The 16,468-nt window shown below is 64.8% G+C and carries 16 protein-coding genes; 6 read left to right on the forward strand and 10 right to left on the reverse strand.

Features of this window, described 5'->3' with window-relative positions; all coding sequences use genetic code 11:
• The first annotated feature begins 4 nt into the window (after window positions 1–4).
• Window positions 5–853, forward strand: coding sequence for an exodeoxyribonuclease III (locus tag AB7F10_RS11755; RefSeq protein ID WP_428561049.1), 849 nt, complete (start codon window positions 5–7; stop codon window positions 851–853).
• Between the two features lie 21 nt (window positions 854–874).
• Here AB7F10_RS11755 and AB7F10_RS11760 read toward each other — a convergent pair whose 3' ends face one another.
• Window positions 875–1,339 (reverse strand): cyclic nucleotide-binding domain-containing protein, encoded by a 465-nt coding sequence (locus tag AB7F10_RS11760; protein ID WP_428561051.1) that lies wholly within the window; start codon window positions 1,337–1,339, stop codon window positions 875–877.
• Between the two features lie 11 nt (window positions 1,340–1,350).
• Window positions 1,351–2,037, reverse strand: coding sequence for a response regulator transcription factor (locus AB7F10_RS11765; RefSeq protein WP_428561054.1), 687 nt, complete (start codon window positions 2,035–2,037; stop codon window positions 1,351–1,353).
• 141 nt (window positions 2,038–2,178) lie between these two features.
• On the opposite strand from AB7F10_RS11765, the gene AB7F10_RS11770 reads away from it, so the two are divergent.
• Together AB7F10_RS11770 and AB7F10_RS11775 are read left to right on the forward strand one after the other, a co-directional pair.
• Complete coding sequence (locus AB7F10_RS11770) at window positions 2,179–2,709, forward strand: L,D-transpeptidase family protein (protein ID WP_428561056.1); 531 nt, start codon at window positions 2,179–2,181, stop codon at window positions 2,707–2,709.
• 209 nt (window positions 2,710–2,918) lie between these two features.
• The gene (locus tag AB7F10_RS11775) at window positions 2,919–4,898 is read left to right on the forward strand and encodes a helicase HerA domain-containing protein (protein WP_428561059.1); all 1,980 of its coding nucleotides are present in this window, start codon (window positions 2,919–2,921) and stop codon (window positions 4,896–4,898) included.
• Between the two features lie 19 nt (window positions 4,899–4,917).
• Here AB7F10_RS11775 and AB7F10_RS11780 read toward each other — a convergent pair whose 3' ends face one another.
• From AB7F10_RS11780 to AB7F10_RS11790, 3 genes are all read right to left on the reverse strand, one after another.
• Window positions 4,918–5,526: an SAM-dependent methyltransferase gene (locus AB7F10_RS11780; protein WP_428561062.1), complete on the reverse strand. Its 609-nt coding sequence runs from the start codon at window positions 5,524–5,526 to the stop codon at window positions 4,918–4,920.
• Complete coding sequence (locus AB7F10_RS11785; RefSeq protein ID WP_428561065.1) at window positions 5,523–6,215, reverse strand: YggS family pyridoxal phosphate-dependent enzyme; 693 nt, start codon at window positions 6,213–6,215, stop codon at window positions 5,523–5,525. Before AB7F10_RS11785 ends, AB7F10_RS11780 begins: the two co-directional genes overlap by 4 nt.
• A gap of 77 nt (window positions 6,216–6,292) precedes the next feature.
• Window positions 6,293–6,535 (reverse strand): DUF2171 domain-containing protein, encoded by a 243-nt coding sequence (locus tag AB7F10_RS11790; RefSeq protein WP_428561067.1) that lies wholly within the window; start codon window positions 6,533–6,535, stop codon window positions 6,293–6,295.
• Window positions 6,536–6,746: 211 nt separating this feature from the next.
• Between AB7F10_RS11790 and leuS the strand changes: the two genes are divergently transcribed.
• The 3 genes from leuS to holA are packed head-to-tail and all read left to right on the forward strand — an operon-like array spanning window position 6,747 to window position 11,008.
• A complete protein-coding gene (gene leuS, locus AB7F10_RS11795; RefSeq protein ID WP_428561070.1) occupies window positions 6,747–9,383 on the forward strand; it encodes a leucine--tRNA ligase in 2,637 nt (878 codons plus the stop codon).
• A complete protein-coding gene (lptE, locus tag AB7F10_RS11800) occupies window positions 9,370–9,948 on the forward strand; it encodes an LPS assembly lipoprotein LptE (RefSeq protein WP_428561072.1) in 579 nt (192 codons plus the stop codon). The genes leuS and lptE overlap by 14 nt, the downstream gene beginning before the upstream one ends.
• Before the next feature lie 25 nt (window positions 9,949–9,973).
• The gene (gene holA / locus AB7F10_RS11805; protein ID WP_428561074.1) at window positions 9,974–11,008 is read left to right on the forward strand and encodes a DNA polymerase III subunit delta; all 1,035 of its coding nucleotides are present in this window, start codon (window positions 9,974–9,976) and stop codon (window positions 11,006–11,008) included.
• 12 nt (window positions 11,009–11,020) lie between these two features.
• Here holA and AB7F10_RS11810 read toward each other — a convergent pair whose 3' ends face one another.
• The 5 genes from AB7F10_RS11810 to mnmG form a co-directional block, all read right to left on the reverse strand.
• Complete coding sequence (locus tag AB7F10_RS11810; RefSeq protein WP_428561076.1) at window positions 11,021–11,854, reverse strand: lytic murein transglycosylase; 834 nt, start codon at window positions 11,852–11,854, stop codon at window positions 11,021–11,023.
• A 196-nt stretch (window positions 11,855–12,050) separates the two neighbouring features.
• On the reverse strand, window positions 12,051–12,923 hold the full coding sequence (locus AB7F10_RS11815) for a ParB/RepB/Spo0J family partition protein (RefSeq protein ID WP_428561078.1): 873 nt from the start codon (window positions 12,921–12,923) through the stop codon (window positions 12,051–12,053).
• Window positions 12,924–13,014: 91 nt separating this feature from the next.
• A complete protein-coding gene (locus AB7F10_RS11820; RefSeq protein WP_428561081.1) occupies window positions 13,015–13,884 on the reverse strand; it encodes a ParA family protein in 870 nt (289 codons plus the stop codon).
• Between the two features lie 54 nt (window positions 13,885–13,938).
• On the reverse strand, window positions 13,939–14,577 hold the full coding sequence (locus tag AB7F10_RS11825; RefSeq protein ID WP_428561083.1) for a 16S rRNA (guanine(527)-N(7))-methyltransferase RsmG: 639 nt from the start codon (window positions 14,575–14,577) through the stop codon (window positions 13,939–13,941).
• The gene (gene mnmG / locus AB7F10_RS11830) at window positions 14,574–16,457 is read right to left on the reverse strand and encodes a tRNA uridine-5-carboxymethylaminomethyl(34) synthesis enzyme MnmG (protein WP_428561085.1); all 1,884 of its coding nucleotides are present in this window, start codon (window positions 16,455–16,457) and stop codon (window positions 14,574–14,576) included. The genes AB7F10_RS11825 and mnmG overlap by 4 nt, the downstream gene beginning before the upstream one ends.
• Window positions 16,458–16,468 lie beyond the last annotated feature (11 nt).

The raw sequence follows: 16,468 nt of genomic DNA on the forward strand, positions 1-16,468 counted from the left end.
CGGCATGACGCCCAAGATCACCCCGCTCAAGGCCACGACACTCAAGGTTACGACCTGGAACATCAATTCGGTGCGGCTGCGCATCGACCTTGTCGCCAAGTTCCTCAAATCCGTCCGGCCCGACATCCTGTGCCTGCAGGAAACCAAGTGCCCGGACGACGCCTTTCCGCGCAAGCGCTTCAATCGCCTCGGCTACAATCACATTTCGATCAGCGGACAAAAGGGCTATCACGGCGTCGCCATCGTCTCGCGGCTGCCCTTCGACGCGACCGACGTGCAGAATTTCTGCGGCAAGACCGACTGCCGTCATATCGCGGTGACGCTCGGTGAAAACGCGCGACTGCGCGATCCCCTCACCCTGCATAATTTCTATGTGCCGGCCGGCGGCGACGAGCCGGACACTGCGATCAATCCGAAATTCGCGCACAAGCTGTCGTTTCTCGACGAAATGACCGCGCACAAAATGCTGCGGCCCGCCGGGAATCAGCGCGCCATTCTGGTCGGCGATCTCAACGTCGCACCGCTCGAGCACGATGTCTGGAGCCACAAGCAGATGCTCAAGGTCGTCTCCCACACGCCGATCGAATGCGAGAAGTTCAACGCGGCGCGCAACGCCGGCGGCTGGATCGACACCATGCGCGTGCTGACGCCTGAGCCGGAAAAGCTCTACACTTGGTGGAGCTACCGCGCCGCCGACTGGCGCGCGGCCGACCGTGGCCGCCGGCTCGATCATGTCTGGACTTCACCGGCGCTCGCCGACCGCGTTTCGCAGATCAAAATCGCCAAGGACTATCGCGGCGCCGAGCGGCCGTCCGACCACGTCCCGGTCACAACAACGCTTGAACTGAACTGAAGCAAAATCGACCCGGCGCGATCAGCGCACGCGGCCGCCGGTGTCCAGCGCGGTGCGCACATTGTTGAGGTCGCGCGCCCACTGATCGGTGCGGGCGGCAAAATTGTCGCGCAGCCGGCGCGCCGCGTCGGGATAACCTTCCAACATCTTCAGAAAAAGACTGCGCGAAATCCGCAGCACGTTCGAGGGCTCGCGCGCCGTGGCGGTCGCCGGCCGGATCGTATCGACGAACAGCGCGATTTCGCCGAGCAGCGTGCCGGGCCCGGCGGCGATGGCCGCGTTGCCGGCCGCGGACGGCACCAGATCGAGGCTGCCGTCCTGAATGATATAGCCGCAATCGGCGAGATCGCCGGCATGGAACAGCACGGTGTTTCTTGGCAGAAACCGCATCTCGGCGCCGATCGCCAGAATACGCAGCGCCTGGTCACCCAGAATTCCGAGCGTCGGAACTTTCGAGAAGAGCCTGATGTCGTCCTCGAGCGCCACGGGATCACACGCTAGGGCACGAGCTTGTAGCCGCCGGCCTCGGTCACAAGAATTGCCGGTGTGGCCGCGTCCTTCTCGACCTTCTGCCGCAGCCGATAAATATGCGTCTCGAGCGTGTGCGTGGTCACGCCGGAATTGTAGCCCCAGACTTCCTGCAGCAGTGTCTCGCGCGACACCGGCTGCTGACCGGCGCGATAGAGATAACGCAGGATAGCGGTTTCCTTTTCGGTCAGCCGCACCTTGCCGCCCTTCTGGTTGAGAAGCAGCTTGGAGCTGGGGCGGAACGAATACGGCCCGATGGTGAAGACGGCGTCCTCGCTCGCCTCGTGCTGGCGCAGCTGCGCGCGGATGCGCGCCAGCAGCACGGCGAAGCGGAACGGCTTGGCGACGTAGTCGTTGGCGCCTGAATCGAGACCGAGGATCGTATCGGAATCGGTGTTGTGCCCCGTCAGCATGATGATCGGCGCCTTGAAGCCGCCCTTGCGCAGAATGCGAACGGCTTCCCGGCCATCGACGTCCGGCAGGCCGACGTCCATGATAACGAGATCGATCTGTCCGGCCTTGGCCGCCTGCACCCCCTTGGTCCCGCTGTCGACCGCGACCGGATCGAACTCCTCGTGCAACGCCAGTTGCTCGACCAGCGCCTCGCGCAGTTCGGTATCGTCGTCCACAATCAGGATGGAGCGTTTCTTCGCCATTCCACACAGTCTCCGCCCGCCGGCGCTTGAAGTTCCGCAATTTCCGCGGGGCGAAGTAGAACATTCGGCACGGAAAGAGCAAGTGGCTTGAAATTGCTGATAAAAACGCTCAATTCGCAGGCAACGGACAAGCGACCGACGATGCCCAACAAACCGCTCCATCGGATTTCCGTGCGCCGCAAGCCGGGCGAGCCGCGCCGCGGCTGGCTGACGGCGGGCGACCGCGCGATCCCCGTCGCGCTCGGCCGCGGCGGCATCCGCGCCAACAAGCGCGAAGGCGACGGCGGCACGCCGCGCGGCGTCTTCCGTCTGGTTCGGCTGTGGTGGCGCGCCGACCGCCATCCGCGTCCGCAGACATTTCTTCCGGTGCGCGCCATCGGTCCGCGCGACGGCTGGTGCGAGGATCCAAGCGATCGCCGTTACAACCGGCATGTCGACGTGCCGGAAGGCAGCACGGCCGACCGGCTCGCGCGCAAGGATGCGCTTTACGACTTCATCATCGAGATCGATCACAACACGCGGCCGCGGATCGCCGGCCGCGGCAGCGCGGTGTTCATCCATATCGCGCGCGAGAAGTTCGCCCCGACGGCAGGCTGCGTCGCACTGACGATGCCCGAGCTGCGCCGGCTGCTCGCGCGCGTGGGTCCGCGCACATCGCTCGTTGTAAACTAGGAGCGTTTTCCGAGCGAAGTGGCCACCGGTTCGCGTGAAGAAAACGCGACAAGGTTCTAATGGTTGCAGCCGTTTACCACTGCTTAACCATCAAGTTTCGCCGGCTTGCCGCAATATGACGCATTAACAGTCTCGGCAGTCTTCATTGCTAGCGTCGGCCGGCGCGGCAAATCCTTTGATCCGCCCTAGAAGACCTCAAGGACCACGGGATGACCCCCGGCAGTTCTCTTACCGCGTCGCCCGCGGCTCATCCGGAAAAAGAAAAGCTTGGCCGGGTCAGCGGCGTCGACGGTTCGCAAGCAACCGTCACGCTGGAATCAACTCTGCGCGCGGGCGGCAGCGAACGCCAGGCGACCGTCGGCAAATTCCTCGGCATTGTCAGAGAAGGCGCGACGATTGTCGGCCTGATTACCGAAGTCGGCGAGGAGAAGACCGCCGGCAGCTCCGCGTTCCGCGCCATCGCGCATGTCGACCTGATCGGCGAAATCCGCACCGAAAACGGCTCGGCCTTCTTCCAGCGCGGTATCGCCGATTATCCGCTGATCGGCAGCGCCGCCGTTCTGATCGATGAAGCCGATCTGCGCCTGATCTACGGCGGCGCGGATGCCGACCACGCGCACATCGGCAACCTGCAGCAGAACGAAGCAATCGGCGTCAACATCGACATCGACAACCTGGTCAGCAAGCACTTCGCCATTCTCGGCACCACCGGCGTCGGCAAATCGTCAGGCGTCGCGATCATCCTGCAGAAGATTCTCGAGTCGCGGCCGAACCTGCGGCTTTTCCTGGTCGATCCGCACAACGAATACGGCCGCTGCTTCGGCGACAAGGCGCAGGTGCTGACCCCGCGCAACCTGCGCCTGCCGTTCTGGCTGTTCAATTTCGAAGAGTTTATCGACGTCATCTTCGGCGCGCGTCCCGGCGTCGACGAAGAGATCGAAATTCTCTCGGAGGTCATTCCGCTCGCGAAGTCCGCCTACCTGCAGTACCGCAATGGCGGCGGCGCGGCGGAGCGCTCGCTCACCAAGAAGCGCGATCCCAAGGACACCGGCTTCACCGCCGACACGCCAGTGCCCTACCGCATCGAAGACCTGATGAACCTGCTCGACCAGCGCATGGGCAAGCTCGAGAACAGGTCGTCGCGCGTCGTCATTCACAAGCTGATGTCGCGCATCCAGACCTACCGCAATCATCCGCGCTACGCCTTCATGTTCGAGAACGCCAATATCGGCGGCGACACGATGGCGGAGACGTTGAGCAACCTGTTCCGCCTGCCGACCAACGGCAAGCCGATGACGATCATGCAGCTCGCCGGCTTCCCGGCGGAGGTGGTCGACTCGGTGGTGTCGGTGCTGTGCCGCATGGCGTTCGACTTCGGGCTGTGGAGCGACGGCGTCGCGCCGCTGCTGTTCGTCTGCGAAGAGGCGCACCGCTACGCGCCCGCCGACAAGAAAATCGGTTTCGGCCCGACACGGCGCGCGCTGTCGCGCATCGCCAAGGAAGGCCGCAAATACGGCGTCTTCCTCGGTCTCGTCACGCAACGCCCGGCCGAGATCGATCCGACCATCATCTCGCAGTGCTCGACGCTGTTCGTGATGCGGCTGGCCAACGACCGCGACCAGGGCCTGATCCGCTCGGCGGTGTCGGACGCCGCCGCCAATCTGCTGTCGTTTATTCCGACGCTCGGCACCCGCGAGGTGTTCGCCTTCGGCTCCGGCGTCGCGCTGCCGACGCGGCTGCGCTTCAACGAGCTTGCCGCCGACAAGCGGCCGGCGAGCGAAAGCGCGGGTGACACCCGCGCCGCTGGCGGCGCCAGCATGGATCAAGATTTTTTAATGTCGGTGATTGATCGCTGGCGCAACGCCACGATGAGCCACAAGGGCGGCGCTTCGTTCGACGACGACGATTTCGGCGGTTCCGATTTCGGCTCGGCGCAGCCGCCGTCGGCCTTGCCGGGCAGCGCGCCGTCTCTTGCCCCGTCCGCACCGCCACTCGACCCAAGCCGCGCCGCGCGCACGCCGCAATGGCCGTCATCCAGCACGCCGCCGGCCTACGATCCGAACCGGCCGCGGCCGGTGTCGACACAGCCGCCGCCCGCGGGCACTGCAGGGTCGCGCATCCTCAAGCGGCCGCTCGAAGGTTCGCCGTCCAGCCCGCCCGGACCGACGCTGCCGTCACGCTTCCGCTGAGCGGCGCTTTCTCTACCGGTTACTTTCTGCCGACGAGGTCGACGAGCGCGGACATGCCGCCGTGACCGGAGCCTTCATAAATCTCCGCGTCGTATTCGCGCACGTCGATCGATGAAAAGCCGGCGAAGGCGTTTTTCAACAGCGCGCCCGTGTAGAGATGATCGAGATGCGGCGGCCCGCCGGTCTTGTAGTCGAGCTGCTTCGGTCCATAGCCCTCGAGCAGCAACAGACCGCCCGGCTTCAGCGTCTTCCTGATGCCGGCAAAGATCTTCGCGCGGTCGGCGGGTCCGGCAAACTGAAAGAAGATCGCCGCGACGACGTCGAAGGTTTCCGCGGGCCAGCTCCAGTTGATGATATCGACCTGTTCGACCCGCATGGAAACGCCGCGCGCGGCGGCAAGCTTGCGCGCCTTGGCCTGCGCGTTCGGCGAGAAATCAACCGACAGAACATCGAGTCCCTGCTCGGCAAGGAAGACGCCGTTGCGGCCCTCGCCATCGGCGATGGCGAGCGCGGTCTGCCCCTTCTTCAAGAGATGCGCATGCGCTTTCAGAAAAGCATTCGGCGCGGTGCCGAAGCGATAATCCTCACCCGAAAAGCGCTGCTGCCAGTGGTCGAATTCGTCGCTCATCCGCGCCCTCCGAAAATCGCGCTGCCGACGCGTACATGGGTCGCACCGAGATGGATGGCCATTTCAAAATCCGCGCTCATCCCCATCGAGAGAAGCTTCAGCCCGTTGCGTGCCGCGATCTTGGCGGTGAGCGCGAAATGCGGCGCCGGCGCTTCGTCGACCGGCGGAATGCACATCAGCCCGGCGATGCGCAGGCCGAATGTGTCGCGACACTGCGCGAGAAAGGCATCCGCGTCCTGCGGCAGCACGCCGGCTTTCTGCGGTTCGGCGCCGGTATTGATCTGAACGAACAGCGTCGGCGCGCGGCCCTGCTTTTCAATTTCCTTCGCCAGCGACTCGCACAGCGACACGCGATCGACGGAATGGATAGCATCGAACAGCGTTACCGCCTCTTTCGTCTTGTTGGATTGCAGCGGGCCGATCAGGTGAAGCTCGAGGCCCGGATGGCGCGCCATCAAGTCCGGCCATTTCGCCTTCGCTTCCTGCACGCGATTTTCACCGAATGCGCGCTGGCCGGCTGCAATCACCGGCGCGATTGCGTCGGCGTCAAATGTTTTCGACACCGCAATCAGCGTCACCGATGAGGGTTCGCGCCGCGCATCGCGGCAGGCGCGCAAGACGGCCTCCTGCACGGCAGCGAGGCCATCATGCGCGCCTGATTTTACCTGCGCCACCTGACTGTCCGGCATCCGCTATCCTTTGAAGGACTTGCCTTTGAAGGACTTGGGTGCCGGACTTTTACGGCGCGATCAAGCGCCGACCGGGGTCACGCGGCGATCTGCCATTGGGCCTGAGCGTCCTTCGAGGACTTGTTCAGGTGGACGTGGCTGTCGACGTGGTCGACCCATTTGAGCGGAATGAAGTGATGCTTGCCGCCGGATTGGGGGTCGGTTTTGGTGAGCTTAATCTTGTCCTTGCCTTCGAGGTGATCGACCGTGCCGACATGCTGGCCATCCGAGCCGAGCACTTCCATGTGTTCCCTGATGGAATTGGTCTGGGCAGTGTTCATCGCAAATCTCCTTGGCTGTTGAACATGCCCCCCGCATTTGCCGGGCCTACGGATCGTCTGACGGCCCGACACGCAAGCCTCCCGTCGTCAGACGGCATAAATGGGGCGCTGACCGCGGCAGCTTTCGGCCATTGTGAGGCGATTCCGCGCCGAACATTGACCCCGGCGGGACTTTCATGTCACGTCGCCGCGCCGTAAAAAGAGCCCGGAAATGACCGCCGATTCGACGAAAAACGAACGTTACAACCCCCGCGAGGCGGAACCCCGCTGGCAGAAGCTGTGGGACGAGCGCGGCATCTACGCGACGCGCAACGACGATCCCCGGCCGAAATATTACGTGCTTGAGATGTTCCCCTATCCGTCGGGGCGCATTCACATGGGTCACGTCCGCAATTACGCGATGGGCGATGTGGTCGCGCGCTATCAGCGCGCCATCGGCAACAACGTGCTGCACCCGATGGGCTGGGATGCCTTCGGCATGCCGGCGGAAAACGCCGCGATGGAGCGCAAGGTCCACCCGAAGGGATGGACCTACGACAACATCGCCGCGATGAAGAAGCAGCTGCAGTCGATGGGACTGTCGCTCGACTGGGCGCGCGAGATCGCGACCTGCGATCCGAAATACTACAAGCACCAGCAGAAGATGTTCCTCGACTTCCTCAAGGCGGGGCTGGTCGCGCGCGAATACCGCAAGGTGAACTGGGATCCGGTCGATCAGACGGTGCTTGCGAACGAGCAGGTGATCGACGGCCGCGGCTGGCGCTCCGGCGCGCTGGTCGAGCAGCGCGATCTCTATCAATGGGTCTTCAAGATCAGCGACTATGCGGAAGATTTGCTGGCCGCGATCGACACGCTCGACCGCTGGCCCGACAAAGTGAAGCTGATGCAGAAGAACTGGATCGGCCGCTCGGAAGGCCTGCTGATCCGCTTCATGCTCGACGCGGCGACGGCGCCGAACAACGAAAGCGAACTCGAGATTTTCACCACGCGGCCGGACACGCTGTTCGGCGCCAAGTTCATGGCGCTTGCGCCGGATCACCCGCTGGCGAAAGCCGCCGCCGCGAAGAACCCCAAGCTCGCGGAATTCATCGAGACCGCGAAGCGGCTTGGCACCTCGCAGGCGGCGATCGACACCGCCGAGAAGCTCGGCTTCGACACCGGCATCCGCGCCACGCACCCGTTCGATCCGGACTGGACGCTGCCGGTCTACGTCGCGAACTTCATTCTGATGGACTACGGCACCGGCGCGATTTTCGGCTGCCCGGCGCACGACCAGCGCGACCTCGATTTCGTCAATAAATACGGGCTCGGCAACGTGCCGGTGGTGTGCCCGCCGGACCAGGATCCGAAGACCTTCGTCATCACCGACACCGCCTATGACGGCGACGGCCGCATGATCAATTCGCGCTTCCTGGACGGCATGACGATTGCCGATGCCAAGGAAGACGTGTCGAAGCGGCTGGAAAAAGACAATCGCGGCAACCGGCCGGTGGCGCAGCGCCAGGTCAATTATCGCCTGCGCGACTGGGGCATTTCGCGCCAGCGTTATTGGGGCTGCCCGATCCCGATCATCCACTGCGAGGCTTGCGGCGTGGTGCCGGTGCCGGCGAGCGATCTGCCGGTGGTGCTGCCGGAAGACGTGACGTTCGACAAGCCGGGCAATCCGCTTGACCGCCATCCGACCTGGAAGAACGTCAAGTGTCCGCAATGCAGCGGCGCGGCGCGTCGCGAGACCGATACGATGGACACCTTCGTCGACTCCTCGTGGTACTTCGCGCGCTTCACCGATCCGTGGAACGCGGATGCGCCGACGACACCGGCGATGGCGAATGCCTGGCTGCCTGTCGATCAGTATATCGGCGGCATCGAGCACGCGATCCTGCATCTGCTCTATTCGCGTTTTTTCACGCGCGCGATGAAGAAGACCGGCCATCTCAACATGGACGAGCCGTTCAAGGGCCTGTTCACGCAGGGCATGGTGGTTCACGAAACTTATCGCAAGAAGGACGGTTCCTGGGCGATGCCCGCCGAGGTGAAGATCGAGGGCGGCGAAGGCGCGCGCCGCGCGACCCTGCTCGCGACCGGCGAGCCGGTCGAAATCGGCCCGATCGAGAAGATGTCGAAGTCGAAGAAGAACACCGTCGACCCCGACGACATCATGGAAAGCTACGGCGCCGACGTCGCGCGCTGGTTCATGCTGTCGGACTCCCCGCCCGACCGCGACGTGATCTGGAGCGAGGAAGGCGTGCAGGGCGCCAATCGCTTCGTGCAGCGGCTGTGGCGGCTGGTCGGCGACATCGCCAGCATCGAGGCGCCGGACGCGCGGCCGGCCGAATTCTCCGCCGCGGCGATCGAGGTCCGCAAAGCCGCACACCGCGCGCTGTCGAACGTCTCAGCCGACATCGCCCGGCTGCGCTTCAATCGCTGCGTGGCGCATCTCTACGAGTTGGCCAATGCGCTCGGCACCGCGCTGTCGGCCGTCGAAACCGTTCCGCCGCCGGACCTTGCCTTCGCCCTGCGGGAAGCGGGCGACATTCTCGTCCGGCTTTTCCACCCGATGATGCCGCATCTGGCGGAAGAGTGCTGGTCGGCGCTCGGCCACAACACGCTGGTTGCCGCCGAATCCTGGCCGGTGCTGGAGCCGGAATTGCTGGTCGAAAGCACCATCACCCTGCCCGTGCAGATCAATGGCAAAAAGCGGGCCGATGTCACGGTTGCGCGCGATGCCGGAAAAGAGGCGGTGGAGGCTGCCGTTCTGGCGCTCGATGAGGTAAAAAAGGCACTCGACGGCAAGAGTCCGAAAAAGGTCATCGTCGTCCCGCAGAGGATCGTCAATGTGGTCGCCTGATCGCCTTGTCCCGCACAAGTTGCGCAAAGCTGTCCGTCTTGCCGCCGTATTCGCGGCCGCCGGCCTTCTCGCCGGCTGCTTCCAGCCGGTTTATGGCGAACGCTCGGCGTTCGGCTCGAATGCCTCGATTCTTCCGGCCATGCGGAGCGTGGATGTCGCCACCGTTGCGACCACCGGGCTGAACGATCGGCTGCCGCGCGTCGGCGGCGAGGTCCGCAACGATCTGATCTTTGCCCTGACGGGCGGCGGCGGCGGTTTGCCTGCCACGCATCGCCTCGTCATCAGGATGACGTCGTCGCAGCAGCAGATCATCGTCGACATCGACTCCGGCCGGCCCGACACACAGAACTACGGCATCGACGCCAGCTATCAGCTGATCGATCTCGCGACCGGCAAACGGGTAGTCGACGGCTACACCTTCGCGCGCGTCTCGTTCAACATTCCCGGCCAGCAACAGCGGTTTGCCGGCGAGCGCGGGTTGCGCGACGCCGAAGACCGCGCCGCCAAGGTCATCGCCGAAAACATCCGCAATCGCCTGGCGTCGTATTTCACCGCCGGTACTTAAGCGGCCATTCGGCGGAGCCGCCCGCATGACCGCGCTGAAAGCTTCCGAGGTCGACAGCTTCGTCGCGCGTCCCGACGACGCGCATCCCGTGATCCTCATCTTCGGTCCCGACGCCGGCCTGGTGCGCGAGCGCGTCGACGCGCTGGTGCGCGCCTCGGTCGACAGCCCGGACGATCCCTTTGCACTGGCGCGGATCGACAGCGAGGAGCTGGGCGCCAATCCGGCGCGGCTTGCCGATGAAGCCAACACCGTTCCCTTGTTCGGTGGCCGCCGCGCGGTGCTGCTGCGGATCAATTCACGTCATAACGTCGTGCCGTCGGTCGAGGCCGTACTCGCGGCACCGCCGCGCGACTGCCGTGTCATCATCGAGGCAGGCGACCTGAAGCGAAACGCGCCGTTGCGCGTGGTGTGCGAGAAATCCAAAGCCGCCGCCGCGCTTCCCTGCTACGCCGACGGCGCGCGCGAGATCGGCCGACTGATCGACGCGGAGCTGCGCGAGGCAAACCTCAGCATCGCACCGGACGCCCGGACCGCGCTCACTGCCCTGCTCGGCGGCGACCGCCTGGCCTCCCGCAGCGAGCTGCGCAAGCTCACGCTTTACGCCCGCGGCAAATCGCGGATCGAACTGGACGACGTGCACGCTATCGTCACCGACGCCTCGGATCAGGCGCTCGACGGCGTGCTCGACGCCGCCTTTGCCGGCCGCACCGCTGACGTCGAGGTGGAGTTCGGCAAGGCGCTTGCCAGCGTCAACCGCCCGGACGCCGTCGTATCGGCAGCGATCCGCCACGTCGCATCGCTGCACCGCATGCGGCTCGCGATCGACGACGGCAGCAGCGCCGATGAAGCGATGAAACGAGGCACGCCGCCGGTGCACTTCAAGCGTCAGCAGCTGGTCGGAATCGCGTTGCGAACATGGAACGCGCCGCGACTCGCGCGGGCGATGGAGCAGCTCGGCGAAACCCTGCTGGAAGCGCGACGTCAGTCGGGGCTCGCCGACGTCGTCGCGCAGCGCGCGCTGCTGTCGATTGCGGTGTCGGCGCGACGGCGCGACGGCTGACCTTAAGGAAGCCTAGCGGCCCTTTTCGAGCTGCGCGCCGAAGTAGGCGATGGTGCGCGCATAGACTTCCGCCTTGTTCCATTCCTGGATGGCGGCGAAGTTCGGTTCACCCGGCTGCCAGCCCTGCCCGCGCTGCCAGCCGCTGCCTTTCAGGTAGTTGGCGGTCGAGGCGAGCACGTCGGGGATGCTGTGCACCAGATCGCGCTTGCCGTCGCGGTCGTAGTCGAGCGCGAACTTCAGATAGGACGACGGCATGAACTGGGTCTGGCCGATCTCGCCGGCCCAGGCGCCGCGCATCTCACTCGGCACCATGTCGCCGCGATCCACGATCTTCAAAACGTCGATGAACTCGGGGACAAACTTTTCCGGACGCCGGCAATCATAGGCCAGCGTGGCCAGCGCCCGAACCGTGGCGAAGTCACCCAGATAAGCGCCGTAGTCGGTTTCAAGACCCCAGATCGCGACGATGACGCCGGCAGGAACGCCGAATTCGCGTTCAATTTTCGTCAGTAACGACGCGTGTTTCTTGAGCATCTGGCGGCCGCGACCGAGCCGCGGCGGCACCATGCGGCCGGAGAACTCTTCGAATGTTTGCTTGAACACCTTCTGTCCGCGATCGCGAGAAATGACCTTCTCGTCGAACTCGAGCCCATCGAGCGCCGCAAGACCGCGCCGCGACACGCCCTGCGCGGCGGCATCCTGACGAATCTTGGCGAGGAAGTTCGGAAACTTGGCGCGGTCGACGCAGTTGCGCGGCGTCGTCGCGGCGTAGCGGTAGGGCGTCTGCGCGTCGGCGATCGCCGGCAGCAGCAGCGTCAGAGAAAGAGCGGCAAGAATTGTTTTCATTTGTTTTCTGACAGTGCGATGGGATGAACGTTGACCGGATTGCCGAAGTCGTTTCGACGCAAATTATGTCAATTTCACAGAATCCGGTCAAAGCTGCGCGGCTGCAGCGCAACGCCGCATCCGCCGGTCACCGCGCGCAACACAGTGGCTAAGGGCTTGATAAAGCCGCGAATGCTTCCGCGTTAGCGTTAAGACGTCAGCGGCGCGTTAACCGTCGCGTGATCTCGTCGAGCTGATCGAGATCGCGGTAGGCGATTTTCACCTGACCGCCCTTGTCGCCGTGATCGATGGTGACGGCAAGCCCGAGTGCGTCGGTTACCTGCCGTTCGAGCGCGACGGTGTTGGGATCTTTCTTTTTCGCCGCGCGCGGCGGCTTCGCGGTACGGTGCGGCTCGCCCGCCACCAGCGCCTCGACCTGACGCACGTTCAAGCCACGCGCGACGATGTCGTTGGCAAGCTGCTCGGCGTTCGGATGACCGACCAGCATGCGTGCGTGACCGGCCGTGAGTTTTCCGCTTGCAACCAGTGCCTTCACTGTGTCGGGCAGTTTCAGAAGCCGCACGGTGTTGGCGACGTGACTGCGGCTCTTGCCGACGATCTGCGCAATGGCGTCGTGGCTGTGCTTGAATTCGTCAGCGAGCGCCTGATAGCCCATCGCCTCTTCGAGCGCGTTGAGATCGGCGCGCTGTACGTTTTCGATGATAGCGAGTTCGAGCGCCTGCGCATCCGTGGCCTCGACGACCACCACAGGCACGTCATGCAAGCCGGCGCGCTGCGCCGCGCGCCAACGGCGTTCGCCGGCAATGATTTCAAACTGGTCGTTCTGACCGCGCGCGGTCCGCACCACGATCGGCTGGATGATGCCGCGCTCCCGGATCGACGCCGACAGTTCCTCGATCTCGGTTTCGGTGAAGGTGCGCCGCGGATTGCGCGGATTGGCACGGATGCTTTCGATCGGCGCACGGCGCGGCTTGCGGCCGGGTTCGGCGCCCGACGGCGCCGGCTCGGAACCGACATCGCCGATCAGCGAGGCAAGCCCACGCCCCAATCGCGATCGCTCATCGGCCATCGCCGCCGCTCCTGCCTGCTTTGTCACGCGCGCCCCGGTCGTTCGTTGTGGAAGTGTTCTTGTTATGGGAAGTATTTTTGCCGCTCGGCCGTCAGCTCGCCTTCAGCTCTTTTTCGCGCTGGATGATCTCGGTGGCAAGCCGCAAATAGGCTTCGCTGCCGACGCATTTGAGATCGTAGACCAGCACCGGCTTGCCGTAGGACGGCGCCTCCGACACGCGCACGTTGCGCGGGATCACCGTCTCATAGACCTTCGAGCCCATGAAATTGCGAACGTCGGCGACGACTTGCGACGACAGGTTGTTGCGCGCGTCGAACATCGTCAACACGATGCCGTGGATGGTGAGCTGCGGGTTGAGCGCGGCCTTTACCTGATCGACGGTTTGCAGAAGCTGCGACAGTCCTTCGAGCGCGAAGAACTCGCACTGCAGCGGCACCAGGACCGCATGCGCCGCCGCCATCGCGTTGACGGTCAGCAGATTGAGCGACGGCGGACAGTCGACGAGGACATAGGTGAACGGCGCGCCCTGCGTGTTCTTGTTGATCTCACCGATGGCGTTGCGCAGGCGGAAGGCGCGGTCGCGCGCCTGGCCGATTTCAAGCTCGAGGCCGGACAGGTCCATCGTCGAAGGGGCGATGAACAGGCGCGGCACCGCGGTGGCCAGCACCGCATCGCGCATCGGCGCGCCGCCGGACAGCACGTCATAAGTCGAGGTCTCGCGGGCGCGGCGGTCGATGCCAAGCCCCGTCGAGGCGTTGCCCTGAGGGTCGAGGTCGATGATGAGCACCGTCTCGCCGATGGCGGCGAGCGCCGTGCCAAGGTTGATGGCGGTGGTGGTCTTGCCGACCCCGCCCTTCTGGTTGGCGATCGCCAGAATCCGGGGCCGCACCTCGGCCGGAACGAGCGGAACCACCGAGGGATCGGTTTCGGGGCGATTCGGGTCCGCCGTGATATCGGTCATGTCGTTCCGGCTCCTTGGCCGTTTATTTTGGGCCGTCTCGCTTGGAAGCCGCGGCTAGCGTGGCTCCAAACCCCGGACGATCACGATCCGTCCGTCGGGACTGGTGCGGCTCGGGGCTTTTTCGGCCTCGATCCTCCAATATTTAGCGGCCTTGGTCAATTCAACATCTACATCTTGACCCTTGAGGAACAGGCCAAGAGCGCCAAGACGGATATAGGGAGCCGCCTCGTCACAAAGTTGTTTTAGCGGGGCGAGCGCCCTGGCGGATACGACGTCGGCGTTGCCGGAAAAGCTTTCCCCGAAATTCCCGATTCGCACCGCATGGACGGTGACTGGCGCCTCCGCGACCCGCGCTGCTTCGCGCAGGAAGGCGGCTTTTTTCGTGTTGCTTTCGACCAGGTGGACCTGCGCGCCCGGCCGGTCGGCCAGCACACAGGCGACCGCGAGGCCCGGAAATCCGCCGCCCGATCCGAAGTCCACCCACACCCTCGCGTCCGGCGCGAGATCGATGAGCTGGAGCGAGTCTGAGACATGCCGTGTCCAGATCTCGGGCACGGTCGAGGGCGCAATCAGATTGATGCGGCTCTGCCAATCGAGCAGCAGCGCGACGTAGCGGTCGAGCCGGGCCTGTGCGCTGTCGGCGACCGGCGTCAACGCCAAAGCAAGCGCGCGGTCGGCGCCCGGCCCACTCAAGCGGACTTAGCCGGCGCTTTGCCCGCGCCATTCCGGCCGCGGCGCAGATGGGCGGCGATCAGCGTCAGCGCCGCCGGCGTGATGCCGTCGATGCGCGCCGCCTGGCCGATGGTGCGCGGCCGATGCGCGGCGAGCTTCTGCCGGGCTTCGTTGGAAAGGCCGTTGAGCGTGTCGTAGTCGAGATCGTCCGGCAGCGCGAAGCTTTCGTCGCGGCGATAGGCGGCGACGTCGGCCGCCTGGCGCGACAGATAGACATCGTATTTAGCGTCGGTCGCAACCTGCTCGACGATCTTCGGCGCGAAACTGCCGAGCTGCGGCCAGATGCGCGCGAGATCGTCTGTCGTGATGGTCGGATAGGACATCAGCTCGAACGCGGTGCGGCGCTGGCCGTCCTTGTTCAGCGTCAGGCCGTGGCGCTCGGCTTCCTTCGGCGTCAGCGACACCGAGCGGACGAAAGCACGCGCCGCGTCGAGCGCCGCCATCTTTGCGGCGTGGTGTCGCGCGCGCTGGCTGCCGACGCAACCGAGTTCGATGCCGCGGCCGGTGAGCCGCTGGTCGGCATTGTCGGCGCGCAGCGCCAGACGATATTCGGCGCGCGAGGTGAACATGCGATACGGCTCGCTGACGCCGCGCGTCACGAGATCGTCGATCATCACGCCGAGATAGCCATCGGCGCGATCGAACACGACAGCGCCGCCCTCGCCGGCACGCGAGGCGGCATTCAAGCCCGCGACCAGGCCCTGCGCGGCCGCCTCTTCATAACCCGTCGTGCCGTTGATCTGCCCCGCCAGATAGAGGCCGCGCAGCTTGCGCACCTCGAGCGTGGGATCGAGTTCGCGGGGATCGACGTGATCGTATTCGATGGCGTAGCCAGGCCGCGCGATATGCGCTTTCTCCAAACCGGGAATGGTTGCGACCAGCGCGCGCTGCACATCCTCCGGCAGCGAGGTCGAGATGCCGTTCGGATAGACGGTTGGATCGTCGAGGCCTTCCGGCTCAAGAAAAATCTGGTGGCTGTCGCGCTCGCCGAACTTGACGATCTTGTCCTCGATCGACGGGCAGTAGCGCGGGCCGCGACTCGCGATCTGCCCCGAATACATTGGCGAGCGATGCACGTTGTCGCGGATGATCCTGTGCGTCGCCTCGACGGTGCGGGTGATGCCGCACTGAATCTGCGGCGTCTCGATCTTCTCGGTCAGCATCGAGAACGGCTCGGGCGGCTCATCGCCCGGCTGCATTTCGAGCGCGGCCCAGTCGATGGTACGGCCATCGATGCGCGGCGGCGTGCCGGTCTTCAGGCGGCGCAGCGCGAGGCCGGCATGTTCGAGACGCTCCGACAAACCGAGCGACGGCGCTTCACCAAAGCGGCCCGCCGGGATTTGCGTTTCACCGATGTGGATGAGGCCGCGCAGAAACGTACCGGTCGTCAGCACGACGAACTTCGCCGCGAGCCTGCGGCCATCGGCCAGCACAACGCCGGCGGCTTCATCGTTCACGACGATGAGATCGCTCACCTCGCCTTCGACGACGCTGAGATTTTCGGTGGCGCAGATTTCAGCCTGCATCGCGGCGGCGTAGAGCTTGCGATCGGCCTGCGCACGCGGGCCGCGCACCGCCGGACCCTTGCGCCGGTTGAGCACGCGAAACTGAATGCCGCCGCGATCCGCAACGCGGCCCATCAGACCATCGAGCGCGTCGATCTCGCGCACGAGATGACCCTTGCCGAGCCCGCCGATTGCCGGATTGCATGACATCGCACCGACGGTGGCAAAGCGATGCGTCACCAGCGCAGTGCACGCGCCGAGGCGCGCTGCGGCCGCCGCGGCTTCACAGCCGGCATGGCCGCCACCGATCACAATGACGTCGAACGAGAGTTTCATGGCGCGCTCAC

Origin of the sequence: Pseudolabrys sp. (assembly GCF_050250095.1) — a bacterium.
Classification (GTDB): domain Bacteria; phylum Pseudomonadota; class Alphaproteobacteria; order Rhizobiales; family Xanthobacteraceae; genus Pseudolabrys.

Bases quoted from the DNA above. Each gene is read 5' to 3' on its own strand.
- AB7F10_RS11780 (WP_428561062.1), bottom strand. From the start codon at position 5,526: ATGAGCGACGAATTCGACCACTGGCAGCAGCGCTTTTCGGGTGAGGAT.
- AB7F10_RS11815 (WP_428561078.1), bottom strand. From the start codon at position 12,923: ATGGCCGATGAGCGATCGCGATTGGGGCGTGGGCTTGCCTCGCTGATC.
- AB7F10_RS11820 (WP_428561081.1), bottom strand. From the start codon at position 13,884: ATGACCGATATCACGGCGGACCCGAATCGCCCCGAAACCGATCCCTCG.
- leuS (WP_428561070.1), top strand. From the start codon at position 6,747: ATGACCGCCGATTCGACGAAAAACGAACGTTACAACCCCCGCGAGGCG.
- AB7F10_RS11785 (WP_428561065.1), bottom strand. From the start codon at position 6,215: ATGCCGGACAGTCAGGTGGCGCAGGTAAAATCAGGCGCGCATGATGGC.
- lptE (WP_428561072.1), top strand. From the start codon at position 9,370: ATGTGGTCGCCTGATCGCCTTGTCCCGCACAAGTTGCGCAAAGCTGTC.
- AB7F10_RS11775 (WP_428561059.1), top strand. From the start codon at position 2,919: ATGACCCCCGGCAGTTCTCTTACCGCGTCGCCCGCGGCTCATCCGGAA.
- holA (WP_428561074.1), top strand. From the start codon at position 9,974: ATGACCGCGCTGAAAGCTTCCGAGGTCGACAGCTTCGTCGCGCGTCCC.
- mnmG (WP_428561085.1), bottom strand. From the start codon at position 16,457: ATGAAACTCTCGTTCGACGTCATTGTGATCGGTGGCGGCCATGCCGGC.
- AB7F10_RS11770 (WP_428561056.1), top strand. From the start codon at position 2,179: ATGCCCAACAAACCGCTCCATCGGATTTCCGTGCGCCGCAAGCCGGGC.
- AB7F10_RS11755 (WP_428561049.1), top strand. From the start codon at position 5: ATGACGCCCAAGATCACCCCGCTCAAGGCCACGACACTCAAGGTTACG.
- AB7F10_RS11790 (WP_428561067.1), bottom strand. From the start codon at position 6,535: ATGAACACTGCCCAGACCAATTCCATCAGGGAACACATGGAAGTGCTC.
- AB7F10_RS11810 (WP_428561076.1), bottom strand. From the start codon at position 11,854: ATGAAAACAATTCTTGCCGCTCTTTCTCTGACGCTGCTGCTGCCGGCG.
- AB7F10_RS11765 (WP_428561054.1), bottom strand. From the start codon at position 2,037: ATGGCGAAGAAACGCTCCATCCTGATTGTGGACGACGATACCGAACTG.